Genomic DNA, 26,287 nt, shown 5'->3' with positions numbered 1-26,287 from the left:
CCTTACTCCACAAACAGCGTAGCGGGTTGTTCGAGCAGGCCGCGCAGGGCCTGGATGAAGAGCGCAGCATCCATGCCATCGACCACCCGGTGATCGAAGGAACTGGAGAGGTTCATCATCTTGCGAATGACGATCTGGCCCTTGATGACCATCGGCCGCTCGACAATCTTGTTGACCCCGATGATCGCCACTTCCGGCAGGTTCAGCACCGGCGTGCTGACGATGCCGCCAAGGGCGCCAAGGCTGGTCAGGGTAATGCTCGAACCCGACAGCTCATCGCGGCTGGCCTTGCCGTTGCGTGCTGCGGTGGCCAGGCGCGAAATTTCCGCGGCGCTGTCCCACAGGCTGCGGGCTTCGGCGTGACGCACCACCGGCACCATCAGGCCGATGTCGGCCTGGGTGGCGATGCCCACATGCACCGCACCGAGGCGGGTGATGACCTGGGCTTCATCGTCGTAGCGCGCGTTGATCTGCGGGAAGTCGCGCAGGGCGACGACCATGGCGCGCACCAGGAAGGGCAGCAAGGTCAGCTTGCCACGACTCGCGCCGTGTTTTTCGTTGAGGTGCGCGCGCAGCTCTTCCACGGCAGTCACGTCGATTTCCTCGACATAACTGAAGTGTGCCGCGCGCTGGGTGGCGTCCTGCATGCGCTGGGCAATCTTGCGGCGCATGCCGATCACCGGGATTTGCTCTTCGTCATGCCGTGGGCTGTAACTCGCACCGCCCGTCGAAGCGCTCGCCGGACCCTGTGCCAGGTAGGCATCGAGGTCTTCGTGGAGGATGCGCCCGGCCGGGCCGCTGCCCTGCACCAGACGCAACTGGATACCGGCATCCAGGGCGTGCTTGCGCACGGCCGGCGAGGCCAGCGGACGTTCGTTGGCTTCCCGCGCCACCGGCGCCTGGGGCGCTGGACGGCAGGCGGCTGCCGGCTTGCTGACGGCTGGCTCGACCTTGGGCGCTGCCACCGGCACCACCTTTGGAACTTCCGCCTCAACCTTGGCCGGGGCCGGTTGCGCGGACTCCTTATAGTTGCCCGCACCTTCGACTTCGATGCTGATCAGGATGCTGCCCACGGCCATGACTTCACCAGGCACACCGCCCAGGGCGATCACCTTGCCATGCACCGGCGAGGGAATATCCACCATCGCCTTGTCGGTCATCACATCGGCCAGCACCTGGTCTTCTACCACCATGTCGCCGACCTTGACGTGCCAGACCGACAGTTCCACTTCTGCAATGCCTTCGCCAATGTCCGGCATTTTAATAACGTGCGTGCCCATTCAGACCTCCATGACCCGTTTCAACGCCGCGCCCACTCGGGACGGCCCTGGGAAATACGCCCACTCCTGCGCGTGCGGGTAGGGGGTGTCCCAACCGGTGACGCGCTCGATCGGCGCTTCCAGGTAGTGGAAGCAGTGCTCCTGTACCAGCGACACCAGCTCGGCACCGAAACCGCAGGTGCGGGTCGCTTCGTGGACGACTACGCAGCGGCCGGTCTTTTTCACCGACTTGACGATGGTCTCCAGGTCCAGCGGCCAGAGGCTGCGCAGGTCGATGACTTCGGCGTCGATACCGGCTTCTTCGGCGGCCACTTGCGAGACATAAACGGTGGTGCCGTAGGTGAGGATGGTCACGGCCTTGCCCGGACGGGTAATCGCGGCCACGTCCAGCGGTACGGTGTAATAACCGTCAGGGACCTGTGCCGCCGGGTGTTTCGACCACGGGGTTACCGGGCGGTCGTGGTGGCCGTCGAACGGGCCGTTGTACAGGCGCTTGGGCTCGAGGAAGATCACCGGGTCATCGTTTTCGATGGAGGCGATCAGCAGGCCCTTGGCGTCGTAGGGGTTGGACGGCATCACGGTGCGCAGGCCGCAGACCTGGGTGAACATTGCCTCGATGCTCTGGCTGTGGGTCTGGCCGCCGTAGATCCCGCCGCCGCACGGCATGCGCAGGGTCATCGGCGCGGTGAATTCGCCGGCCGAGCGATAACGCAGGCGCGCCGCTTCGGAAATGATCTGGTCGGAGGCCGGGTAGACGTAGTCGGCGAACTGGATTTCTGCCACCGGACGCAGGCCGTAGGCACCCATGCCGACGGCAACGCCGACGATGCCGCTTTCCGAGATCGGCGCGTCGAACACCCGCGAGGTGCCGTATTTGTTCTGCAGGCCCTCGGTGCAGCGGAACACGCCACCGAAATAGCCGACGTCCTGGCCGAACACCACGACGTTATCGTCACGCTCAAGCATCACATCCATGGCCGAGCGCAGGGCCTGGATCATGGTCATGGTAGTGGTGGTCATGGCGGTTTCCAGCTCGATATGGTTGTTGTGATCGTTCATCTCAGATCCCCAACTCTTGACGCTGGCGCTTCAAGTGCTCCGGCATCTCTTTATAGACGTCTTCGAACATGGTTGCGGCGCTCGGAATCTGCCCGCCAGCGAGGGTGCCGTACTGTTCGGCCTGCTTCTGTGCGGCGATCACTTCGGCTTCCAGTTCGGCGCTGACGGCGCTGTGTTCTTCTTCGGACCACTGGCCGATTTTCACCAGGTGCTGCTTCAGGCGGGCAATCGGGTCACCCAGCGGGAAGTGGCTCCAGTCATCGGCCGGACGGTATTTCGAGGGGTCGTCGGAGGTCGAGTGCGGACCGGCACGGTAGGTGACCCATTCGATCATGGTCGGGCCGAGGTTGCGTCGTGCGCGCTCTGCCGCCCAGGCGGACGCGGCGTACACCGCGACAAAGTCGTTGCCGTCGACCCGCAGCGAGGCGATGCCGCAGCCCACGCCACGACCGGCAAAGGTGGTGGCTTCACCGCCGGCGATGGCCTGGAAGGTGGAAATGGCCCATTGGTTGTTGACCACGTTGAGGATCACCGGCGCGCGGTACACGTGGGCAAAGGTCAGGGCGGTGTGGAAGTCAGACTCGGCGGTGGCGCCGTCGCCGATCCAGGCCGAGGCGATTTTCGTGTCGCCCTTGATCGCCGAGGCCATGCCCCAGCCCACGCCCTGGATGAACTGGGTGGCGAGGTTGCCGGAAATGGTGAAGAAGCCGAAGTCCTTGACCGAGTACATGATCGGCAACTGGCGACCCTTGAGCGGATCGCGCTCGTTGGACAGCAGTTGGCAGATCAGGTCCACCAGCGGCACCTCGCGGGCCATCAGGATGCTTTGCTGGCGATAGGTCGGGAAGCACATGTCGTCGATGTTCAGGGCCAGGGCCTGGGCGCTGCCGATGGCTTCTTCGCCAAGGCTCTGCATATAGAACGACATTTTTTTCTGACGCTGGGCGACCACCATGCGGTTGTCGTAGATCCGCGTCTTGAGCATGGCACGCATGCCCTTGCGCAGGATCTCGGACGGCACGCCTTCAGCCCACGGACCCAGGGCGTTGCCCTGGTCATCGAGCACGCGAATCAGGCCACGGGCCAGGTCGGCGGTGTCAGCGGGTTCTACGTCGATGGGGGGCTTGCGCACCGTGCCGGCATCGGTCAGGTGCAGGTAGGAGAAGTCGGTTTTGCATCCAGGGCGGCCCGAGGGTTCAGGCACGTGCAGACGCAGCGGTTCATACGCTTGGGTCATGGCTTCTACGCTCGATCTTGTGAATTTCTTGTAGTGAGCTGACAGTTTTCATCCGGGTCGGATGAATCTTGTCCTACAACAATCATAGGCCCGCCGCAGGAGAATATTTATCTCTGTTTCATTGCATGAAAGATCATTTGAGGATAAAAAAACTGCATAAACATAAAAAACAGGTGATTTCGTCTCATGCGCAAACTGGACCGTACCGATATCGGCATTCTCAACAGCCTTCAAGAGAACGCACGTATCACCAATGCCGACCTGGCCCGCTCGGTCAACCTGTCGCCCACGCCCTGTTTCAACCGGGTCAAGGCCATGGAGGAACTGGGGCTGATTCGCGAGCAGGTGACCCTGCTGGATGCCGACCTGTTGGGGCTGCACGTCAATGTGTTCATCCACGTCAGCCTGGAAAAGCAGGTGGAAGAGGCCTTGCAGCATTTTGAAGAAGCCATTGCCGACCGCCCGGAAGTGATGGAGTGCTACCTGATGGCCGGCGACCCGGACTACCTGCTCCGGGTGCTGGTGCCGACCATTCAGTCGCTGGAACGGTTCATGATGGACTTTCTGACCAAGGTGCCGGGTGTGGCCAACATCCGTTCAAGCTTTGCCCTCAAGCAGGTGCGTTACAAGACTGCGCTGCCGTTGCCGGCCAATGGCATGACCTTGGGCAACTGAGTGCCACGCCGGTCAGATGTCGGCGTAGCGATAGTCCAGGTTTTCGCTGAACAGCATCTGGCGAACAGTGTAGGTGCCCGCCCAGGGCGCCGGTTCGTTGGCAGGATTGAACACGAGTACGGTTTCACCGAAGTCAGGTTGCCCAGGTTGCCCTGGGAAGGACGGAACAGTGGGGTGCTGCAGCTTCCAGCGCTCCCACAGCAAGTCGAGATAGCAGTGATGCAGGAAGAATATCGGGTCGTTGGGCGAGGAAGATGACAGCATGTCGCCACCGATCCAGGCGTGTACCGGGTTATGAAGGTCTGTTTCGGAGAAATTCTCCCAGCCATTCTCCGGGCTCCAGTAAGGCGTCCGGTTCAGCGTTGCAATGATCTGTTCCTGCGACGGTAAATAACCGGCGGCCCCAAGATTGCGGCGGATCCCGGTGTTTCCGAAGCCTTCGTCCCATACCGCTACGGTGAATTGCGAGTGCTCCCGGGAGAAGGGCCCACCCGTTACCCGCTGTTCCTGGGTGTTGTCGCCGTTGGCACCCATGAAGTTCATGGTGAAGGGATTGTCCGCGCCGGTGAGTTGCCAGTTCCAGTAAGGCAGGGTGATGGCCGGGTTGCTGGCGGCGGTCTGCAAGGCCACTTCAAACTGCCGCAGGAACGCTCGGTGCCAAGGGTAGAACAGGGGGCTGCGATGCGGATTGGGGACCAGTGGATTGCCCAGGCCCATCGAATTCTTGTGGATCTGCACGAAGTCATCGTAACGACTTTGCAGGCCTGGACGGAGCACGCTGTCGACGTTGTTTTTCAACAGCAGGATGGCATCGGTGAAGAGGGTTTTCTGTTGCGGGGTCATATCACGGTGATTGATACGAATATCCATTTCGGTAAAGCTCCATTGATTGTTTGGCCAATGGAGTGTGTGCGCATGTGTCCTTCATTCCAAGTTCATCACTGTCGCCAGAGCAGATAGGAATTGTTACTTGTCAGTAGGTTAGGCGAATTTTCTCATATGGAATCGAGAGGAATCTTCAGGTACCTCACACCGTTTTCCTCGGCCGGAGGAAAGTTTCCGGCCCTGACATTGACCTGAATCGCCGGCAACAACAGCGTCGGCATCCCCAGCCCGGCATCGCGCTGGGTGCGCATTTCGACGAATGCTGCGGCATCGATTCCGTCATGCACATGAATGTTGTGAGCCCGTTGTTGCGCCACGCTGCTCTGGCACTGCAACTCGCGACCGGGCGGTGGGTAGTCGTGGCAAACGTACAGGCGGGTGGCGGGCGGGTAGGCCAGCAGGCGCTGGATCGAGGCGTACAGTTGCCGGGCATCGCCGCCGGGAAAGTCGCAGCGGGCGGTGCCGACGTCCGGCATGAACAGGGTGTCGCCAACCAGGATCGACTCATCCTCGATCAGATAAGCCATGTCCGCCGGAGTGTGGCCGGGCACATGCAGGGCCTTGGCTTTCAGGTTGCCGATGGCGAAGGTTTCGTCAGGGGCGAACAGGTGATCGAACTGCGAGCCCTCCACCGAAAACTCGGCTTCGAGGTTGAACAACTGCTTGAACACCTTCTGCACCGTGCCGATTTGCTGGCCAATACCGATTCGTCCACCCAGTTCGCGGCGCAGGTAGGGCGCCGCGGACAGGTGATCGGCATGGGCATGGGTCTCCAGCAGCCATTGCACCTGCAGGCGATGCTCGCGCACGAAGCGAATCACCCGGTTAGCCTCGCCGGTACCCGTACGGCCCGAGGCCGGGTCGTAGTCGAGCACCGGATCGACGATCGCGCAGGCACCACCTTCCTGTTCGTAGACCACGTAGGTGCAGGTCTTGGAGGCGTCGTCGAAAAAAGCTTCAATCAAGGCGGGCATGCGGTCCGCTCCGGTCAGGTCCAGCCCAGAGGGTAGTTGGCTTTTTACCCGATTGACCAGTTCGACGGCATATCCGCAGGTAAAACCGCGGAGCGACATTTAGACTGTGGGGCATCGATACCGGGCGCTCCCGGCTTTTGTCCCTGGAAGACGAGTGTTTTATGTTACTGGCAAGTCTGTTTGGCGTGGTGATGGGGTTGGTGCTGGGCTTGACCGGGGCCGGTGGCGGCATCCTCGCGGTGCCGGCGCTGGTACTGGGCCTCGGTTGGAGCATGACCGATGCGGCGCCGGTGGCCTTGTTCGCGGTGGGCAGCGCGGCGGCGGTGGGCGCCATCGACGGCCTGCGCCACGGCCTGGTGCGCTACCGCGCGGCGCTGTTGATTGCCCTGTTGGGCGCGGTGTTCTCGCCGCTGGGTATCTATTTCGCCCATCAACTCTCGGAAAAAATCCTGATGATCCTGTTCAGCCTGCTGATGCTCCTGGTGGCGGGCCGGATGCTGCGTCGAGAGCGTCTGGAGGCGGGGCCGAGCGACCACGGCCATGCCAACTGGGGCCAGAAGAACTGCATGCTCGACCAGCAGACCGGGCGCTTTTCCTGGACCGCCAAATGCACTGCGACCCTGGCCACCCTCGGCGCGGTGACTGGCGTGGTCTCCGGATTGCTGGGGGTAGGCGGCGGTTTTCTGATTGTCCCGGCGTTCAAGCAACTGACCGATGTACAGATGCGCGGCATCGTCGCCACCTCATTGATGGTGATCAGCCTGATCTCCGCCATCGGGGTGATCGGCGCCTTGCATGCCGGCGTGCGCATCGACCGGCTGGGCGTGGCCTTTATTGTCGCCAGCATCGTCGGCATGGTGCTCGGCCGCAGGCTTTGCGCCAAGGTTCCGGCTCGCGCGCTGCAACTGGGTTTTGCCAGCGTCTGTGTACTGGTGGCGGGGTACATGGCCTTCAAGGCTGCGTACTGAGTCGTGGGTCGCCCCGTTCCAGTGTCCTGACTCCAAAGTACCGGGCCCCGGCGCGGCCCGGTCTTGGGTCGAAATTGCCGCGCACCATCGGCCCGTCCAAAGCACCCGAAAACCGCCTCCAAGGCAGCGTAGGCCGCCGTCTGTCCGCTTTCGATAATCGCCTCCGACACCAAGTCCCCCGTCGCGGAGCGCGCCATGCACAACAATAAGAAATTCCAGCACCGTTTCTTGCCAGCCTTTATCGCCACCTTGTCCAGCCTGGGCCTGAACTCCGTCGCACAGGCCGAGATCATGCTGTACGACAAGGACCAGACCACCTTCTCCACTGACGGCTACATCAACGCCTTCTATGTGAACAGTGACGTCAACCGTGAAGGTGACCAGTACGACCGCCGCCAGTCGCGGGTGAAGATGGGCTTTTTGCCCAACTACCTGGGCTTCAACATGGGCAAGCAGGTCGACGACCTCAAGCTGGGCGCCCGGGCCTCGTTCTGGGTGACCATCAACGACAGCGAAACCAACGGCACCGACACCGCCATCGATGTACGGCAGTTCTACGGCACGGTGGCCAATCCGGAGTGGGGCGAGGTGCTGATCGGCAAGGATTTCGGGCTGTTCGCCCGCTCCAACATCCTGCTCGACGAATTGCTTGCCGGCTACGGCCAGGTCAGCGACACCCTGGGCCTGGTGGACGGTGGCGGCGTGTCGTTCGGCAACATCGGCACCGGCTACCCGTACCCGTTCCCGACGTCGCAGATCACCTACCGCACCCCGGTGATGGACGGCCTGCGGGTGGCCGTGGGGATCATGGACCCGGTGGACACCAACGACAGCAGCCCGACCGGCAAGGCCTACCAGGAAAATCCACGGACCGAGACCGAAATCACCTATCAGTTCGACCTGGCCGGGGCGAAGATCTACAGCTGGGTCAACGGCAGCTACCAGACCTCGGACAACACCGATTCCACGGTCGACACCGTGACCTCCAAAGGTGTCGGTTATGGCGTGCAGGCCAAGATCGGCGGCCTGTCGCTGACCGGCTCCGGTTTCCAGGCCAAGGGCATCAACCCGTTCTACACCAACAACGCCGGCGAGCCGACCCTGCGCAACGTCGACAGCGATGGATATCTGCTGCAGGGCTCGTACAAGGTCGGCAAGAACCGTGTGGCGCTGTCCTATGGCAAGACCAATGACGACGGCAACGGCGTGGTCGGCAGCGGCGCGGACTACGAGACCCGCGGTATCGCGCTGTTCCATGACGTCAATGACAACCTCAAGCTGGTCGCCGAGTACAACCAGTTCGAACTCACCGGCCACGACACTAGCGCGCAAAACGAAGACACCGATACCTTCGCCGTCGGCGCGGTGCTGACCTGGTAACCCCCGCACAGCCCCCTCCGGACAGCGGTCGCGCATCGGCCGTTGTCTGGGGAGTGCTGTGCATTTGCTGTGACTGCAGATGTTGTTATCGCCCCATTCCCCTGTAGGAGCGAGCCTGCTCGCGAAGGACGTCAACGATAACGCGCGCATTCTGACGATACGCGGCGCCCTCAGGTTTTTCGCGAGCAGGCTCGCTCCTACAAGGATTTTGCTGTGACTGCAGATGTTGTTATCGCCCCAATCCCCTGTAGGAGCGAGCCTGCTCGCGAAGGCGGCGGCACATTCGACATCTGATTTGAGTGTGCTGGCCTCTTCGCGAGCAGGCTCGCTCCTACAGGGGATCGTATTACCAGGGGGCGATTTTTCATCCCATCGAAGCCCCCGACCGCTACCCAAGTAGCATAGGTCCAGCCCCAGCGCCTTCGTACACTCACCTCTCAATCATGCGCACCTGCCGGAGGCGTTCATGCAGCAGGTCCACAATGAAGGTGTCGTCAGCGCCATGTCCCAGGCCGGCGATGCACAACAGGCTGCCCAGGAGCTGGCGCGGCAGTTGTTGCACCCGCACCTGGGCTTCGTGCTGTTCTTTTGCTCTGCCGAGTACGATTTGCAGGCGCTGGGCCAGGCTTTGCAGGAAAGTTTCGGCGGGATCCGCCTGGTGGGCTGTACCAGCGCCGGCGAAATCACCCCCCAGGGCTATGGCCGCAACTGCGTCAGCGCGGTGGGCTTCGACCATAGGCACTTCTCCATCTCGACCGAATTGATCGACGAAATGGAACACTTCAGCCTGATCGACGCCCAGCAGATGGTCGAACGCCTGGTCGGTGGCTGTCGCAGCAACACCCTGGCGCCGATCAAGGGCAACAGCTTCGCCCTGACCCTGCTCGATGGCCTGTCGAGCCGCGAGGAAATGGTCCTCGCCGCCCTCAGCGCCGCCCTCGGCGATATCCCGCATTTCGGCGGTTCAGCCGGCGACGACAACTACCTGACCCACACCCACGTCTATTTTGGTGGCGAATTCCACAGCGGCGCGGCGGTGGTGGTGCTGGTCAACACCTGGCTGGACTTTGAAGTCTTCACCACCCACCACATCCTCCCGCGAGAGGAAAAACTGGTGGTGACCGGTGCCGACAGCGCGTCCCGGCGCGTGTTCGAGCTCAACGCCGAGCCCGCCGCCGAAGAGTACGCGCGGCACATCGGCGTACCGGTGGCCGAGCTCGATCACCGGATCTTCGCCGCGCACCCCTTGGCGGTGCGGATCAACCAGCAGTACTACGTGCGCGCCATCCAGCAGGTGCATGCCGACCTGAGCCTGAGTTTCTACTGCGCCGTGGAAAACGGCATTGTCCTCACCGCCATGACCCCCGGGCCCATGCTGCCAAACCTGGAACAACTGTTCGATGGCCTGCAGGAACGCCTCGGCGAGCTGCTCCTGACCATCGGCTGCGATTGCTTCCTGCGCCGCCTGGAGTTGCAGGACGCCGGCAGCCTGGAACAGATCGGTGGCTTCCTGCGCGAGCAGCGGGTGATGGGCTTCAACACCTACGGAGAACAGTTCAATGGCATGCACATCAACCAGACGTTCACCGGGGTTGCCATTGCCCGTGGCCGCGCTCCCGGACACCGTTGAGCTGCAGGCGCAAATCGCCGAACTGCAGCGCGACAAGGCGAAGCTTCAGCGCATCAACAGCGCACTGATCGAGCGCATCGAGTCCGGCAGCACCGGTGGCAACGACCCCTACGCGGCGTTCCAGCATTCGGTGGTGCTGGCCGAACAGGTGCGCGAGCGTACCGATGCGTTGAACCAGGCAATGGCCGAGCTCAAGGCCGGCAACCACCTGCTGAGCGAAGCACGCCTGCGGGCCGAGACCGCGCACCAGCACCTGATCGATGCCATCGAAAGCATTTCCGACGCCTTTGTGCTGTTCGACGCCGACCAGCGCATCGTGCTCTTCAACAGTCGCTTCAAGGCGTTCTGGAGCAACAGCCGGGTGCGGATTATTGCCGGCATGCGCCTGAGCGAAGTCAAGCGACTGATGGCCAGCACCGGGCTGTTCACCGAGGAACCGCGCGGGCACGCCGACGAAAACCTTTTATATCGCCTGCAAAATGGCCGCTGGCTGCAGGTCAGCGAACGGCCGACCCAGGAAGGCGGGCGGGTGATCCTGTTCACCGACATTACCGACGTCAAACTCAATGAAACCCTGCGCCGCGAGCAGGCGGTGGCGCAGAAGTCCCACCTGTTGCAACGGGCGGTGGACAACCTTTCCCAGGGCGTGGCGATGGTCAATGCCGAGGGCATCCTCGAGCTGTGGAACCGGCGCTTCCTCGAACTCAGCGGCCTGGCGCCAGTGGCGGCCCACCGGTTGTTTGCCGAGGTGATTGGCGACAGCGAGCTGCAACTGCTGACCCCGGCCAGCCGCGACCACAACGGCCGCCCGGTGCAGGAATGCGAACAGCGCCTGTACGATGGCCGGGTGCTGGAGATCCGCACCCACCCGCTGCCCACCGGCGGCTTCGTCAACACGTTCACCGACATCACCGAGCGCTACCAGCACGCCGAAGCCCTGGCCGAAAGCGAACGCTGGATCCGCCTGATCACCGACCATGTGCCGGCGTTGATCGCCTACCTCAACGCCGACCTGGTCTACGAGTTCACCAACAAGGTCTACGAGCAGTGGTACTGCTGGCCACGGGGTGTGATGCTCGGCCAGAGCCTGCGCGAAGTGCACAGCGAGCAGCACTATCAGCGCCTGGAATCCTATGTGGCGCGGGCGCTGGCCGGGGAGAGCGTGACCTTCGAGTTCGCCGAAACCAACATCAACAACCAGGAGCGCTACATGCTGCGCTCCTATGTGCCGAATCGCCTGGCTACTGGTGAGGTGGTGGGGATTTTCGTGTTGATCCGCGACATCACCGAGCGCCGGCGCACTGCCGAGGCGCTGCACCAGGCCTATCAGAGCCTGGAATTGCGGGTGCGTGAACGCACGGCGGAGCTGACCACCCTCAACGATCAACTGCGCAGCGAGATCGACGAACGTCGCCGTGTCGAGTCGAGACTGCGCGAGGCCAAGCTGGACGCCGAACGGGCCAACCTGTCAAAGACCAAATTCCTCGCGGCGGTCAGCCATGACTTGCTGCAACCGCTGAACGCCGCACGGCTGTTCACCAGCGCCTTGCTCGAACGCCGCGAGCCGCTGGCCCATGAAAACCTGGTGCGTAACGTCAGCAATTCGCTGGAGGACGTGGAGAATCTGCTGGGCACCCTGGTGGATATCTCCAAGCTGGATGCCGGCGTGATCACCCCGGACATCGCGCCCTTTGCCTTGAGCGAGTTGCTGGAAAACCTTGCCGCCGAGTACACCCAGGTTGCTCGCAGCGAAGGCCTGGCCCTGCATTTTGTCGGCTGCTCGGCGCTGGTGCGCAGTGATATCCAACTGTTGGCGCGGATCCTGCGCAACCTGCTGAGCAACGCCATCCGCTACACCTACAGCGGGCGGGTGGTGCTGGGCTGCCGACGTAAAAACCAGCGGCTGTCGATCGAGGTCTGGGACAGCGGCATGGGCATCGCCGAGGATCGCCTGGAAGAAATTTTCCAGGAGTTCAAGCGCGGTGATGTACAGCGCCCCCATCAGGACCGGGGCCTGGGGTTGGGCCTGGCGATTGTCGAGAAAATTGCCGGGATTCTCGGGCACCGGATCCACGTGCGCTCGTGGCCGGGCAAGGGCTCGGTGTTCGCCATCGAAGTTCCGCTGAGCGCCACTGCGCCCAAGGCCTTGCCCAATCTGGTCATGAGCGAACCGATGCTCGAGCGTCTGCGCGGGGCGCGGGTGTGGGTGCTGGATAACGACGCGGCGATCTGCGCCGGCATGCGCACCCTGCTCGAAGGCTGGGGCTGTCAGGTGGTGACGGCGCTGTCGGAACAGGACCTGGCGCGGCAGGTCGATAACTACCACGCCGAAGCCGATCTGCTGATTGCCGACTATCATCTGGACGATGAGCAAAACGGCGTCGATGCCGTGGCGCGGATCAATGCCCGGCGTGGTTCGGCGATTCCGGCGATGATGATCACCGCCAATTACAGCAACGAACTCAAACAGCAGATCCGCGAACTGGGCCATACGCTGATGCACAAGCCGGTGCGGCCGATGAAGTTGAAGACGGCGATGAGTCATCTGTTGGGTAGGCCGTGAGGTGGCGCCATGCAAAACCTGGTGGTGGGGGGTATTCTTGGCCAGCCAAAATGTGAACTCCACCACGATACTGTAGGAGCTGGCTTGCCAGCGAAAAACCCGAAAGCGCCGCGTACATTCAGGATGCTCGCGTCATCGTTGACGTTTTTCGCTGGCAAGCCAGCTCCTACAGGGGGGTGAGGGGTGCCGAGTAAGGAGGAGAGCTTTGACCATGGAAAAAGTCATCATCATCACCGGAGGCGGTCGGGGGATTGGCGCGGCCACGGCATTGCTGGCCGCAGCGCAGGGCTATCGCATCTGCATCAACTACCAGGCCGATGAAGACTCCGCGCACAAGGTGCTGGAGCAGGTCCGGGCCCTCGGTGCCCAGGCGATCGCCGTGCGTGCCGACGTCAGCATCGAAGATGAAGTGATCAGCCTGTTCCAGCGCGTCGACCACGAACTGGGTCGCGTCACCGCCCTGGTCAACAATGCCGGCACGGTCGGGCACAAATCCCGGGTCGAGGAGATGTCCGAGTTCCGCATCCTCAAGATCATGAAAACCAACGTCCTGGGGCCGATCCTTTGTGCCAAGCATGCCGTGCTGCGCATGTCGCCCAAGCACGGCGGGCAGGGCGGCAGCATCGTCAACGTCTCGTCAGTGGCCGCACGCCTCGGCTCGCCGGGTGAGTACGTCGACTACGCCGCGTCCAAGGGCGCGCTGGATACCTTCACCATTGGCCTGTCCAAGGAAGTCGCCGGCGAAGGCATTCGTGTCAACGCGGTGCGCCCGGGCTACATCTTCACCGACTTCCACGCCCTCAGTGGCGATGCCGAGCGGGTCAGCAAACTCGAATCGGCGATTCCCATGGCCCGTGTTGGACGCCCGGAAGAAGTGGCCGAGGCGATCATCTGGCTGCTGTCGGACAAGGCGTCGTACTCGACCGGGACCTTTATCGATCTGGGCGGCGGGCGCTAGAACGAGCGCACGATACGCCCCAGGGTTTCCATGGCCTTTTCGCTGTCCTCGGTCCAGGGGCTGCCGTAGTTCAGGCGGATGCAGTTGCGAAAACGCTGGGTCGGCGAAAAGATCGGCCCCGGCGCAATGCTGATGCCCTGGGCCAGGGCCATCTGGAACAACTTCAACGAATCCATCTGCGCCGGCAGTTCCAGCCACAGGAAATAACCGCCGGCCGGCTGACTGACCCGAGTCTGCGCCGGAAAATAACGGGCAATCGCCGCCAACATCGCACTCTGCTGTTCTTCCAGGGCGTAGCGCAGCTTGCGCAGGTGGCGGTCGTAGCCGCCGTGCTGGAGGTAGTCGGCAATCGCCGCCTGGGCCGGCATCGAGGCGCAGAGCGAGGTCATCAGTTTCAGCCGTTCGATTTTCTGCGCATAGCGCCCGGCGGCGACCCAGCCGATCCGGTAGCCGGGCGCCAGGCTCTTGGCGAACGAACCGCAATGCATCACCAGCCCTTCGGTGTCGAACGCCTTGGCCGGCTTGGGCGCCTGTTGCCCGTAATAGAGCTCGGCGTACACGTCGTCTTCAATCAACGGCACCTGATGGCGGCGCAGCAACTCCACCAGCTCCTGCTTCTTCGCCTCGGGCATGGTTGCGCCCATCGGGTTCTGGAAGCTGGTCATGCACCAGCAGGCCTTGATCGGATGGCGCTCGAGGGTTTGCGCGAGGACCCCGAGGTCGATGCCATCGCGCGGGTGCACGGGGATTTCCACGGCCTTGAGCTTCAGCCGCTCCAGTACTTGCAGGCTGGCGTAGAACGCCGGGGCCTCGATAGCGACCAGATCACCGGGTTCGGTGACCGCCTGCAGACACAGGTTCAACGCTTCCAGCGCGCCATTGGTGATCAGCAGTTCCTCCATGGGCAACATCAGCCCGCCGACCATGTAGCGCAGGGCGATTTGCCGGCGCAATTGCGGGTTGCCCGGCGACAGGTCGGTGACCACCATCCGTGGGTCCATTTCGCGGCTGGCGCTGGCCAGCGAACGCGCCAGGCGTTGCAGCGGAAACAGCGTCGGGCTGGGGAACGCCGAGCCAAAGGGCACGGTGTGCGGGTCCTTGATCGAATCGAGCACCGAGAACACCAGTTCGCTGACGTCGACTTCGGTGGACTCGTTGACCTCGCTGCTGATCACCGGCTCCGAGAACGGACTCGGTGCATGGGTGTTGACGAAGTAGCCGGAGCGCGGCCGGGCGCGGATCAGCCCACGGCGTTCCAGCAGGTAGTAGGCCTGGAACACCGTGGACGGGCTGACCCCGTAGGTCTGGCTGGCATAGCGCACCGACGGCACGCGCTGGCCGGGGCCGAGCACCCCGGAGCGGATCAGTTCGGCAATGTCGTCAGCGAATTTTTCGTAGCGTTTCATTGAGGGCCCGATGGGTGTCTTTCAGGGAAATTGCGGTGCTTGTTTCGCGAGTAGCGGAACGCCGCCCGGGCTGCTCCCACATGTAAGGCTGTGCAGTACCTGTGGGAGCGAGCCTGCTCGCGAATGCAGCACCGCAGTGTAAAGGCTCAACGGTTGGTCGGCGCAACAAACCGGCTTTTCGCCACGCTGTTGACCTCGGGCTCGTCGCTGTCGGTCACCTTGAAGTACAGGCTCTGCGAACTGCTGTCGGCCTTGTCAGCCAGCATCGCCACCGAGACCGGCACATCGAGGATCTCGCCGGGCGCCAGACTCAACTCGGTCTTGCCCTGGAGCTGGAAGCCCTCGGCGTCCACCAGCGACAACTGATATTCCTGGCGTTGCTGGGTCTTGTTGATGACCTTGAGACTGTAGATGTTCTCGATCTGGCCCTGACTGTTTTCGCGGAACAGACCCCGGTCCTTGCTGACGTCCAGCGACACCATCGGCCGCTCCATCAACGCCAGCACCAGGGCGCCGATCATCACCAGCAGCACCAGGGTGTAACCCACCAGTCGCGGGCGCAGCAGGTGGGTCTTGCCGCCCTGCAACTGGTGCTCGGAGGTGTAGCTGATCAGGCCACGGGCGTAGCCCATCTTGTCCATGATCGAATCACAGGCGTCGATACACGCTGCGCAGCCAATGCACTCCATCTGCAGGCCATCGCGGATGTCGATGCCGGTGGGGCAGACCTGCACGCACATCTGGCAGTCGATGCAATCGCCGAGGCCGACGTCGGCCGGTTTTACCTCACGTTTACGCGGGCCACGGTTTTCGCCGCGGGCGCTGTCGTAAGAGATGGTCAGGGTGTCCTTGTCGAACATCACGCTCTGGAACCGCGCATACGGGCACATGTGCATGCACACCGCTTCGCGCAGCCAGCCGGCGTTGATGTAGGTCGCGGCGGTGAAGAACAGCACCCAGAACAGGCTGACACCGGCCATTTGCAGGGTCAGCAGCTCTTCGGCCAATGGCCGGATCGGGGTGAAGTAGCCGACGAAGGTCAGGCCGGTTAGGACGCTGATCGCCAGCCACATCGTGTGCTTGGCCGAACGCCGCAGCAGTTTGTTCAGGCTCCACGGCGCCGCTTGCAGCTTGATCCGCTGGTTGCGTTCGCCCTCGGTGACTTTTTCGCACCACATGAACAGCCAGGTGAACGAGCTCTGCGGGCAGGTGTAGCCACACCAGACTCGCCCGGCGAACACGGTGATGGCGAACAGGCCGAAGGCGCAGATGATCAGCAGCGCCGAGAGCAGGATGAAATCCTGGGGCCAGAAGGTCGCGCCGAAGATGTGGAATTTGCTTTCCGAGAGGTCCCAGAGCACGGCCTGACGCCCACCCCAGTTCAGCCACACGGTGCCGAAAAAGGCCAGGAACAGAAAGCCCGCGCCGGCCACCCGCAGGTTGCGGAACAAGCCGGTGAAGCTGCGGGTGTGGATCTGGTTGTCGCTGGATTTGGCCTTCATCTTTGGACGCGAAGGCTCGAATGTTTCTACTAATCGGACGGGGATTTTTTCGCTCATGGTCTTTCGCTCATCAGCCTCCATCAGGCCGATGCACTATGAGCGCGCAACTGTTTGCATAACAGACTCAGGTATTGGATTAAAAAGCGGATCAGATGTGCTGATGAAGCGCCCCTGCGACAACTTGATGCACCCCGCCAGGCGTGCCGCGAGCGCCTGGCACAGGGCATTCGCGGCGGTGCTGATCTGTATCAGTCAAATCACCGAATCACTGTCGGTGGCCCGCAGGTGCCGGCGTCCGTCGGCGGCGCCTGCTACGGTCAAAGCGTCGGCTTCTGCTTCGGTGATGAACACGCGCTGGCCATCGAGGTCGACCGCCGACATCGATTTTGCGCCGTCGGTGATCACCGTCAGGTCGGCTGCCAGGCGAATTTCTTCGCCGCTCTCGGTGGTGAAAAAACAAGTCTGGTTTTCGATGCGTACGGGCATGGGACTCTCCAGTTGGGCGGACCTGTTCTTTAGGGGCCATGCGGCGGGCATCGTTCGCTGCAACCGATTAGCGGTCGGCGCTGTCCATCGACTATTCCTGTCCTTAACGAGGAGCGCCCCATGGACGCCTGGTGGCAGCAAGTCTGGATCACCCTGCAAGGCGAGTTCGCCGATATCGGCGACGCCGCGCAACTGACCCGCATCACCGTGCGCCTGCTGATCGCCGCGTTGCTGGGGGCGATCCTCGGTTTCGAGCGCGAGCACAAAGGCAAGGCCGCCGGCGTGCGCACCCACATGCTGGTGGCCATGGGCGCGGCGCTGTTCGTGCTGGTGCCGCAGGTTGCAGGCGCAGAGTCGGACGCGATGAGTCGGGTGGTCCAGGGCGTGATCGCCGGCATCGGCTTCCTCGGCGCCGGGACCATCCTGAAAAACAAGGATGGCGACGAAAGCCACGTCAAAGGCCTGACCACCGCCGCCGGGCTGTGGATGACCGCCGCCATTGGTGTCGCCGCCGGGTTGGGACGGGAATCGACGGCGGTGCTGAGTACCTTGTTGGCGTTGGCGGTGTTCAGTGTGATGCCGGTGATTGTGCGGTGGTTGGAGAAAGACGAGCAGTGACGATCGTCATGGGATCGTCAACTGGCTCGCGCAGGATCAGTGGTTTACACCCGAATCGGCGGCTCCTCCGGCGGTGGATCACCCACCGGCGGCATCGTACCCGGTGGCACCGGGTCTTTTTCCGGGACGGGCTCGGGGTCGGTGGGCGGCAGGATCGGTTGGTCGATGTTTGGATCGGGCGTTTCTGGTGGGGTCGGGATACTCATCGTGGTGGCCTCTTTTGTGCTTGGCTTAGTGCGATGGACCGCAGACACCACGAATTGATTCCACCGCCGGGCGGATTGCAGATCCGGCTGAACTTTTCCCGGGTCCTGGCGTTCGGAAACTTAAGCAGGTCAGACAGGCACTGAAATCAGGCACAAGAGCGTCCATGGGGCGTAAGGGGCGATGCTCGATGACGACCGAATTACCACCGCAATTGCACGACGATTCACAGGATCACAATTCGCATCTGCCCTTGGCCCAGGCCTTGCTGCTGCCGCGTATTGCCATCGAGAACACCCAGCCGGTGCTCGATGGTGGGCGGTTTGCGGTCAAGGCCGTTGCCGGGCAGACCGTGACGGTGCGCAGCAAGGTGTTTGCCGACGGCCACGACAAGCTGGCGGTGCGGGTGCGCTGGTGTAACGAAGCGACCGCGATCTGGCACACCGATGTGCTGAAGGACCTCGGTAACGACGCGTGGCAGGGCCAGTTCAAGGTGCTGGCGCCGGGTCGTTACCGCTTCTGCATCGAGGCGTGGATCGATCAGTTCGCCAGCTTCTGTTATGAGCTGGAGAAAAAGCATCTCGCTGGGGTTCCGGTCAGCCTTGAACTGCAGGAGGGCCGCCAGCAGGTGCAGCACGCCGCCGAGCGCAGCGAAGGGGCGTTGAGTGAGGAGCTGGCGGCATTGCAGCATCAGCTGGAAGGGCTGCTGGAAGCCGAGCAGGTGGCGCTGTTCCTGCACCCCCACAGCCGCTGGTTGATGGCCGCCGCGGACAATCGACCCTACCTCAGCCTGAGTCCCGAATACCCGTTGGATGTCGAACGCGAGGCGGCGCAGTTTGCCAGTTGGTACGAGCTGTTTCCCCGCTCGATCACCGACGATCCGGCGCGCCATGGCACCTTTAACGATGTCCACTCGCGCCTGGCGATGATCCAGGACATGGGTTTCGACGTGCTGTATTTCCCGCCGATCCACCCTATCGGCCGCAGCCATCGCAAAGGTCCGAACAACTCGCTGACCGCCGGCCCCGATGATCCGGGCAGTCCCTATGCGATTGGCAGCGAGGAGGGCGGGCACGAGGCGATTCATTCGCAACTGGGCACGCGCGAGGACTTTCGCCGCCTGGTGGCGGCGGCCAACGACCACGGCCTGGAGATCGCCCTCGACTTCGCTATCCAGTGCTCCCAGGACCACCCTTGGCTCGAACAGCATCCGGGCTGGTTCAACTGGCGGCCGGACGGCACGATCAAGTACGCGGAAAATCCTCCGAAGAAGTACCAGGACATCGTCAACGTCGACTTCTACGCCGCCGACGCCATCCCCAGCCTGTGGCTGGAACTGCGCGACATTGTGGTTGGCTGGGTCGAGGAGGGGGTGAAGATCTTCCGTGTCGACAACCCCCACACCAAGCCCCTGCCGTTCTGGCAGTGGCTGATTGGCGATGTACGCGCCAAGTACCCAGAAGTGATTTTCCTCGCCGAGGCCTTCACCACCCCGGCGATGATGGCGCGGCTGGGCAAGGTCGGTTACTCCCAGAGCTACACCTACTTCACCTGGCGCAATACCAAGCACGAATTGGCGACCTACCTGACCGAACTGAACCAGTCGCCCTGGCGCGAGTGCTACCGGCCAAACTTTTTCGTCAATACCCCGGACATCAACCCGGGCTTCCTGCACCAGTCCGGCCGCGCCGGCTTCCTCATCCGCGCCGCGCTGGCGACCATGGGTTCGGGGCTGTGGGGCATGTATTCGGGGTTTGAACTGTGCGAATCGGCGCCGGTGCCGGGCAAGGAGGAATACCTGGACTCGGAGAAGTACCAGATCCGCGTCCGCGACTTCACGGCGCCGGGCAACATCATCGCCGAAATCGCCCAACTCAACCGCATTCGCCGACAAAACCCGGCACTGCATACGCACCTGGGCTTGCAGATCTACAACGCCTGGAACGACAACATCCTCTACTTCGGCAAACGCACCGCCGATGGCAAAAACTTCATCCTGGTCGCCGTCAGCCTCGACCCCTTCAACGCCCAGGAGGCGCATTTCGAACTGCCGTTGTGGGAACTGGGCCTGCCCGACGACGCCGCGACCCAGGGTGAAGATTTAATGAATGGCCATCGCTGGACCTGGTATGGCAAGACCCAGTGGATGCGGATTGAGCCTTGGCATCAGCCGTTTGGGATATGGCGGATATCGGTGTGAGGGGTGGCGCACCAGTCCCCAGCCAGGCCGGCCGGCAGGCCGCCTCGGCTGCTTGGGATTTTGATTCACAGGCCCCGTTACCGACGGCTGAGTGGAGGCATTCATCCGAGGGGAGCGCGTAGCGCGCTGCGGCGCAGCCGCAGTCATCGAGAGGAGGTGCCAGCGAAGCCAACCGGAGGCGATGACCCGCGGATGGATGCCGGAGCGAAGTTACGCCGAGCCTAAGCGAGGGGGCCGGAGGTTGGGGCAAGCGTTTTTTGCTTCCTTTTTTTGGCGCTTGTAAAAAAGGGAGTCGCTGTAAGAGCGAAACCATAGGCCGCCGTTACCGCAGGAATGGATATGTACACCGGAAAAATGCCTTCGCTAGCAGCCGCAAGCGGGAGACCGCTCCTACAGTGGAGCGGAGTATTGGCAGAGAGGGATATGTACACCGACACATCGCCTTCGCTGGCAAGCCAGCTCCTACAGTGGAGCGGAGTATTGGCAGAGAGGGATATGTAGACCGACACATCGCCTTCGCTGGCAAGCCAGCTCCTACAGTGGAGCGGAGTTTTAGGCAGGGAGGGATATGTGCACCGTCAGGCCGGCTTCGCTGGCAAGCCAGCTCCTACAAAGACCCGTAGCAACACCGCTCCACCCCCAATTCGAGCAGGAGATTTTCATGGCGAAGAAACCCAGGTCAGCCACCTTCAACAACGACCCGCTCTGGTACAAGGACGCGGTGATTTATCAGGTTCACGTCAAATCCTATTTCGACTCGAACAACGACGGCATTGGCGATTTTCCCGGCCTGATCAGCAAACTCGACTACATCGCCGATCTCGGCGTCAACACCATCTGGCTGTTGCCGTTCTACCCTTCGCCACGGCGTGACGACGGCTACGACATCGCCGAATACCGGGGCGTGCACAGCGACTACGGAACCATGGCCGATGCCCGGCGGTTTATCGCCGAGGCGCACAAGCGCGGGCTGCGGGTGATCACCGAACTGGTGATCAATCACACCTCCGACCAGCACCCCTGGTTCCAGCGCGCGCGCAAGGCCAAGCGCGGATCGGCGGCGCGGGATTTCTACGTGTGGTCCGATGATGACCAGAAGTACGACGGCACGCGGATCATCTTCCTCGACACCGAAAAGTCCAACTGGACCTGGGATCCGGTGGCCGGCCAGTACTTCTGGCACCGTTTCTACTCGCACCAGCCTGACCTCAATTTCGACAACCCGCAGGTCATGAAAGCAGTGCTGTCGGTGATGCGCTATTGGCTCGACATGGGCATCGACGGCCTGCGCCTGGACGCCATCCCGTACCTGATCGAGCGCGACGGCACCAACAACGAAAACCTGCCCGAAACCCATGACGTGCTCAAGCAGATCCGCGCCGAGATCGACGCCAACTACCCGGACCGCATGCTGCTGGCCGAGGCCAACCAATGGCCGGAAGACACCCAGCTGTATTTCGGCGATACCCATGGCGACAACGGTGACGAATGCCACATGGCCTTTCACTTCCCGCTGATGCCGCGCATGTACATGGCGCTGGCCCAGGAAGACCGCTTTCCGATCACCGATATCCTGCGCCAGACCCCGGAGATCCCGGCGAACTGCCAATGGGCGATTTTCCTGCGCAATCACGATGAGCTGACCCTGGAAATGGTCACCGACCGCGAGCGCGATTACCTGTGGAACTACTACGCCGCCGACCGTCGGGCGCGTATCAACCTGGGTATTCGCCGGCGTTTGGCGCCATTGATGGAACGCGACCGCCGTCGGGTCGAATTGCTCAACAGCCTGCTGTTGTCCATGCCCGGCACGCCGACCCTGTACTACGGCGACGAGATCGGCATGGGCGATAACATCTATCTGGGAGACCGCGACGGCGTGCGCACGCCGATGCAGTGGTCGATCGACCGTAACGGCGGCTTCTCCCGCGCTGATCCGGCCAGTCTGGTGCTGCCACCGATCATGGACCCGCAATACGGCTATCAGTCGGTCAATGTCGAAACCCAGGCCGGTGACCCCCATTCGCTGCTCAACTGGACCCGGCGCATGCTCGCCGTGCGCAAGCAATCCAAGGCGTTCGGCCGGGGCAGCCTGAAAATGCTGTCGCCGAGCAACCGACGAATCCTGGCCTATACCCGTGAGTTCACGGGGGAGGACGGCCGTCAGGAAATCATCCTGTGCGTGGCCAACGTCTCGCGCAGCGCCCAGGCCGCCGAACTGGACCTGTCGGCATTCGTCGGCATGGTCCCGGTGGAAATGCTCGGCGGCAATGCCTTCCCGCCCATTGGCCAGCTGAATTTCCTGCTGACCCTGGCGCCCTACGGTTTCTACTGGTTCGTCCTCGCCGCCGAAAACCAGATGCCGAGCTGGCACGCCGAGCCTGCGCAAAGCCTGCCGGACTTCATTACCCTGGTCCTGAAAAAGCGCATGGAAGAGCTGCTGGAGGCACCTTCGCGCACCTTGTTGGAGCAGACCGTGCTGCCGAGTTGGCTGACGAACCGTCGCTGGTTTACCGGCAAGGATGCAGGCATCGATTCGGTGCGCATGGCCTACGGCGTGCGCTTTGGTGATGCACAGCACCCGGTGTTGCTCAGTGAGATCGAGGTCAGCAGCCAGGGCCAAGTCAGTCGTTATCAATTGCCGTTGGGCTTTCTAGCGGAAGACCAGGTGGGCGCGGCGCTGCCCCAGCAGTTGGCTTTATCCAGGGTGCGACGTGGCCGTCAGGTCGGCCTGGTGACTGATGCCTTCAGTCTGGAAAGTTTTATCCGCGCGGTGTTGCAGGGGTTGCAGGCGCAAACCGTGCTCAGTTCCAGCGACGGTGATATCCGCTTCGAACCCACACCGCGCCTGGCCGAACTGGGCCTGGGCGCCGAGTCGGAAGTGCGTTACCTGTCGGCGGAGCAGTCCAACAGTTCGGTGGTGATCGGTGGCAGCCTGGTGTTGAAATTGATCCGCAAGGTCGCCAGTGGCGTACACCCGGAACTGGAAATGGGCGCTTACCTGACAGCCGCCGGCTTTGAGCATATTTCACCCTTGCTGGGCTCAGTGGTGCGGCGCGATGCCCAGGGCGACGACAATCTGCTGATGATCGCCCAAGGCTATTTGAGCAATCAGGGCGATGCCTGGGAGTGGACCCAGAACAACCTCGAGCGGGCGATTCGCGACGAACTGGCCGATGCCATGTCGGAACAGGACCAGCACTACAACGCCCTCGGCGAACTGCAGGATTTCGCCGCCATGCTCGGCCAGCGCCTGGGGGAAATGCATCAGTTGCTGGCGTTGCCCAGCGATGACCCGGCGTTCGGTTGCGAGGTCACCACGGCCAAGGATCAAAAGGCTGCGGGCAAGGCCATCGCTGCCCAAGTGGAACGCGCCTTGCTGCTGCTGGAGCAACATCAGTCGCAACTGACTGCTGCCGATCAGGCACTGGTCACGCAATTAGTGCAACAACGCAAGGCCATACTCAACCAGGTGCAAGTCCTGGCCGAGGCGGCGACCGGCGGTTTGCGCATGCGCGTTCACGGCGATTTGCACCTCGGCCAGGTGCTGGTGATCAAGGGCGATGCCTATCTGATCGACTTCGAAGGCGAACCGGCGCGGCCGTTGCATGAGCGAAGAGGCAAGCACAGTCCGTACAAGGATGTCAGCGGCGTGCTGCGCTCGTTCGACTACGCGGCGGCCATGGCGCGCAGTGGCCAGGGCGTGGACAGCAGCGGGCAGGGCGACGCTGCGCGGCAACGGGTCACCGAACGTTATTTGCGTGAGGCTAGCCAGGCGTTTGTCCAGGCGTATCGGCTGGCAACGGCTAGTCTTGGCCATGCCTGGCAGGCGCCCGGGGCCGAAGACGCAGCGCTGGCGTTGTTCAGCCTGGAGAAGGCGGCGTATGAAGTGGCGTACGAAGCGGAAAACCGTCCGGCCTGGTTGCCGGTGCCGCTGCACGGTTTGCATGGATTGTTGAGTGAACTCAAACCCTTTTCCGAATCAGGTGGAGAGCAGTCATGAAGGAACAGGGACTACAGGAGGCGCTGCTGCCGGCAGCGCGTGATATCGAGGCGCTGGTACGCGCCGAACATCAGGATCCCTTTGCGGTACTTGGCCCGCATGCCGACGGCGCGGGCGGCCAGTTCATCCGCGCCTTCCTGCCGGATGCGTTGAGTGTGCAGGTGATCGATCGCGACAGCGGGGAAGAGCTCGGTAATCTCCAGAGCAGCGAGGTACCGGGGTTGTTCGTCGGGCATTTTCCGCGTACCGGGGCTTACCGGCTGCGTACGCAATGGGCCGGTGGCGAGCAGATCGCCGAAGATCCCTATAGCTTTGGCCAGTTGCTCGGGGAGATGGATCTTTACCTGTTCGCCGAGGGCAATCACCGCGACCTCAGTGCCTGCCTCGGCGCCCAGTTGGTGAATGTCGAGGGCATCGACGGTGTGCGTTTTGCCGTATGGGCGCCGAATGCGCGACGGGTGTCGGTGGTGGGCGACTTCAACAATTGGGACGGGCGCCGCCACCCCATGCGCCTGCGTCACCCTTCAGGGGTGTGGGAATTGTTCGTGCCGCGCTTGCAGGCCGGCGAGGCCTACAAATATGAAATTTTAGGCGAGCACGGGATTCTGCCGCTCAAGGCCGACCCGATGGCCCTGGCCACCCAGCTGCCGCCCGACACCGCGTCGAAAGTCGCGGCACCGCTGAGCATCGACTGGCAGGATCAGGCGTGGATGCAGGCTCGCGGCGAGCGTCAGGATCCGCAAGCCGCCTTGTCGATCTATGAACTGCATGCCGGTTCCTGGCGCTGCGAAGTTGACGATGCTGGCGAGGTGGCGCGCCAGTACAGCTGGGGCGAACTGGCCGAACAGTTGATTCCGTACGTCCAGGAGCTGGGCTTCACCCATATCGAACTGATGCCGATCATGGAGCACCCGTTCGGAGGCTCCTGGGGCTATCAGCCCTTGTCGCAATTTGCCCCGAGCGCGCGCTACGGCTCGCCGTCCGAGTTTGCTGCCTTCGTCAACGCCTGCCACGTGGCGGGGATCGGCGTGATCCTCGACTGGGTGCCGGCGCATTTTCCCACTGACGCCCACGGCCTGGCGCAGTTCGATGGCACCGCGCTGTACGAATACGGCAACCCGCTGGAAGGCTTTCACCAGGACTGGGACACGCTGATCTACAACCTCGGGCGCACCGAAGTGCATGGCTTCATGCTGGCCTCGGCACTGCACTGGCTCAAGCATTTCCACATCGACGGGCTGCGAGTCGATGCGGTGGCCTCGATGCTCTATCGCGACTATTCGCGCAAGGCCGGCGAGTGGGTGCCCAATCGCCACGGCGGGCGGGAGAACCTCGAGGCCATCGACTTCGTCCGTCACCTCAATGACGTGGTCGACCTCGAAGCCCCGGGCGCGCTGGTGATTGCCGAAGAGTCCACGGCCTGGCCGGGCGTCAGCCAGGGCACTCAGCAAGGCGGCCTGGGTTTCGACTACAAATGGAACATGGGCTGGATGCACGACTCCCTGCACTACATCCAGCAGGATCCGGTGTACCGCGCCCATCACCACAACGAGTTGAGCTTCGGCCTGGTCTATGCCTGGTCGGAGCGCTTTATCCTGCCGATCTCCCACGATGAGGTGGTGCACGGCAAGCACTCGCTGATCGACAAGATGCCCGGCGATCGCTGGCAGAAATTCGCCAACCTGCGGGCCTACCTGAGTTTCATGTGGGCCCATCCGGGCAAGAAGCTGCTGTTCATGGGCTGTGAGTTCGGTCAGTGGCGCGAGTGGAATCATGACCAGCAACTCGACTGGTACCTGCTGCAGTATTCGGAACACAAGGGCGTGCAGCAGTTGGTCGGTGACCTCAATCGGCTGTACCGCGACGAGCCGGCCCTGCACGATCAGGACGACGTGCCACAAGGCTTCCAATGGCTGATCGGTGACGATGCCATCAACAGCGTCTACGCCTGGCTGCGCTGGAGCAAGGCCGGCAAGCCGGTGCTGGTGGTGGCCAACTTTACCCCGGTGCCGCGCGAGGCTTACCGGGTTGGCGTGCCCTTCGCCGGGCAGTGGGACGAGGTGCTCAACAGCGATTCGGCGATCTATGCCGGGTCCAATTACGGCAACGGCGGCGGAGCGCTGGCCGAGGATGTGCCGAGTCATGGGCAGGCAATGTCGTTGGCGTTGAATCTGCCGCCGTTGGCGGTATTGATCCTGCGTCCGCAGGGCTGAGGGCAAACCTGGCGGGCGGGCAGGGAATTGTCCTTGTCGGCCCGTG

At 62.6% G+C, this 26,287-nt stretch carries 19 protein-coding genes; 10 read left to right on the top strand and 9 right to left on the bottom strand.

Going from position 1 to position 26,287, the window contains the following annotated elements:
- Positions 1–2: 2 nt before the first annotated feature.
- Genes ACZYR5_RS14450 through ACZYR5_RS14440 form a run of 3 tightly spaced genes read right to left on the bottom strand, consistent with a single transcriptional unit; the run spans position 3 to position 3,576 of the window.
- Positions 3–1,280 (bottom strand): dihydrolipoamide acetyltransferase family protein, encoded by a 1,278-nt coding sequence (locus ACZYR5_RS14450; protein WP_489090642.1) that lies wholly within the window; start codon positions 1,278–1,280, stop codon positions 3–5.
- Positions 1,281–2,339, bottom strand: coding sequence for an alpha-ketoacid dehydrogenase subunit beta (locus ACZYR5_RS14445; protein ID WP_489090641.1), 1,059 nt, complete (start codon positions 2,337–2,339; stop codon positions 1,281–1,283).
- Position 2,340: 1 nt separating this feature from the next.
- Entirely contained in the window at positions 2,341–3,576 is a 1,236-nt protein-coding gene (locus ACZYR5_RS14440) for a 3-methyl-2-oxobutanoate dehydrogenase (2-methylpropanoyl-transferring) subunit alpha (RefSeq protein ID WP_105754140.1), read from the bottom strand.
- A 186-nt stretch (positions 3,577–3,762) separates the two neighbouring features.
- On the opposite strand from ACZYR5_RS14440, the gene bkdR reads away from it, so the two are divergent.
- Complete coding sequence (gene bkdR, locus ACZYR5_RS14435) at positions 3,763–4,251, top strand: Bkd operon transcriptional regulator BkdR (protein WP_489090640.1); 489 nt, start codon at positions 3,763–3,765, stop codon at positions 4,249–4,251.
- A gap of 12 nt (positions 4,252–4,263) precedes the next feature.
- Here bkdR and ACZYR5_RS14430 read toward each other — a convergent pair whose 3' ends face one another.
- Positions 4,264–5,121 (bottom strand): tyrosinase family protein, encoded by an 858-nt coding sequence (locus tag ACZYR5_RS14430; RefSeq protein ID WP_489090639.1) that lies wholly within the window; start codon positions 5,119–5,121, stop codon positions 4,264–4,266.
- Between the two features lie 125 nt (positions 5,122–5,246).
- Entirely contained in the window at positions 5,247–6,110 is an 864-nt protein-coding gene (locus tag ACZYR5_RS14425) for an MBL fold metallo-hydrolase (protein ID WP_489090638.1), read from the bottom strand.
- A 161-nt stretch (positions 6,111–6,271) separates the two neighbouring features.
- Between ACZYR5_RS14425 and ACZYR5_RS14420 the strand changes: the two genes are divergently transcribed.
- The 5 genes from ACZYR5_RS14420 to ACZYR5_RS14400 all read left to right on the top strand — a co-directional run bounded on the left by ACZYR5_RS14420 (position 6,272) and on the right by ACZYR5_RS14400 (position 13,609).
- On the top strand, positions 6,272–7,078 hold the full coding sequence (locus ACZYR5_RS14420; RefSeq protein WP_489090637.1) for a sulfite exporter TauE/SafE family protein: 807 nt from the start codon (positions 6,272–6,274) through the stop codon (positions 7,076–7,078).
- A gap of 195 nt (positions 7,079–7,273) precedes the next feature.
- Positions 7,274–8,458, top strand: a complete 1,185-nt coding sequence (locus ACZYR5_RS14415; RefSeq protein WP_489090636.1) for a porin — start codon at positions 7,274–7,276, stop codon at positions 8,456–8,458.
- Positions 8,459–8,924: 466 nt separating this feature from the next.
- A complete protein-coding gene (gene nosP, locus ACZYR5_RS14410; RefSeq protein ID WP_489090635.1) occupies positions 8,925–10,088 on the top strand; it encodes a nitric oxide-sensing protein NosP in 1,164 nt (387 codons plus the stop codon).
- Positions 10,018–12,651, top strand: a complete 2,634-nt coding sequence (gene nahK, locus ACZYR5_RS14405; RefSeq protein WP_489090634.1) for a hybrid sensor histidine kinase/response regulator NahK/ErcS' — start codon at positions 10,018–10,020, stop codon at positions 12,649–12,651. The genes nosP and nahK overlap by 71 nt, the downstream gene beginning before the upstream one ends.
- Before the next feature lie 211 nt (positions 12,652–12,862).
- Positions 12,863–13,609 carry an SDR family oxidoreductase gene (locus tag ACZYR5_RS14400; RefSeq protein WP_489090633.1) on the top strand — a complete coding sequence of 249 codons (747 nt, stop codon included), beginning with the start codon at positions 12,863–12,865 and terminating at the stop codon, positions 13,607–13,609.
- Here the strand turns inward: ACZYR5_RS14400 and mapR are convergent.
- From mapR to ACZYR5_RS14385, 3 genes are all read right to left on the bottom strand, one after another.
- The gene (gene mapR, locus ACZYR5_RS14395; protein WP_489090632.1) at positions 13,606–15,015 is read right to left on the bottom strand and encodes a GntR family transcriptional regulator MpaR; all 1,410 of its coding nucleotides are present in this window, start codon (positions 15,013–15,015) and stop codon (positions 13,606–13,608) included. The two genes, ACZYR5_RS14400 and mapR, sit on opposite strands and share 4 nt — an antisense overlap.
- Positions 15,016–15,161: 146 nt before the next feature.
- On the bottom strand, positions 15,162–16,574 hold the full coding sequence (gene ccoG / locus ACZYR5_RS14390) for a cytochrome c oxidase accessory protein CcoG (RefSeq protein WP_489090631.1): 1,413 nt from the start codon (positions 16,572–16,574) through the stop codon (positions 15,162–15,164).
- Positions 16,575–16,769: 195 nt separating this feature from the next.
- Positions 16,770–17,003, bottom strand: coding sequence for a DUF3203 family protein (locus tag ACZYR5_RS14385; protein ID WP_489090630.1), 234 nt, complete (start codon positions 17,001–17,003; stop codon positions 16,770–16,772).
- A gap of 120 nt (positions 17,004–17,123) precedes the next feature.
- Between ACZYR5_RS14385 and ACZYR5_RS14380 the strand changes: the two genes are divergently transcribed.
- Entirely contained in the window at positions 17,124–17,621 is a 498-nt protein-coding gene (locus ACZYR5_RS14380) for an MgtC/SapB family protein (RefSeq protein WP_489090629.1), read from the top strand.
- A 44-nt stretch (positions 17,622–17,665) separates the two neighbouring features.
- Here the strand turns inward: ACZYR5_RS14380 and ACZYR5_RS14375 are convergent, their stop codons facing one another.
- Positions 17,666–17,827, bottom strand: coding sequence for a hypothetical protein (locus tag ACZYR5_RS14375; protein WP_177327291.1), 162 nt, complete (start codon positions 17,825–17,827; stop codon positions 17,666–17,668).
- A 188-nt stretch (positions 17,828–18,015) separates the two neighbouring features.
- Between ACZYR5_RS14375 and ACZYR5_RS14370 the strand changes: the two genes are divergently transcribed.
- The 3 genes from ACZYR5_RS14370 to glgB all read left to right on the top strand — a co-directional run bounded on the left by ACZYR5_RS14370 (position 18,016) and on the right by glgB (position 26,241).
- Positions 18,016–20,025 carry an alpha-1,4-glucan--maltose-1-phosphate maltosyltransferase gene (locus tag ACZYR5_RS14370; protein ID WP_489090628.1) on the top strand — a complete coding sequence of 670 codons (2,010 nt, stop codon included), beginning with the start codon at positions 18,016–18,018 and terminating at the stop codon, positions 20,023–20,025.
- A 661-nt stretch (positions 20,026–20,686) separates the two neighbouring features.
- Complete coding sequence (gene treS, locus ACZYR5_RS14365) at positions 20,687–24,028, top strand: maltose alpha-D-glucosyltransferase (protein WP_489090627.1); 3,342 nt, start codon at positions 20,687–20,689, stop codon at positions 24,026–24,028.
- Entirely contained in the window at positions 24,025–26,241 is a 2,217-nt protein-coding gene (gene glgB, locus ACZYR5_RS14360) for a 1,4-alpha-glucan branching protein GlgB (protein WP_489090626.1), read from the top strand. The genes treS and glgB overlap by 4 nt, the downstream gene beginning before the upstream one ends.
- The last annotated feature ends 46 nt before the right edge of the window (positions 26,242–26,287 follow it).

It is taken from the genome of Pseudomonas sp. F007 (assembly GCF_057814275.1).
This window is presented reverse-complemented; position numbering and strand designations above follow the sequence as displayed.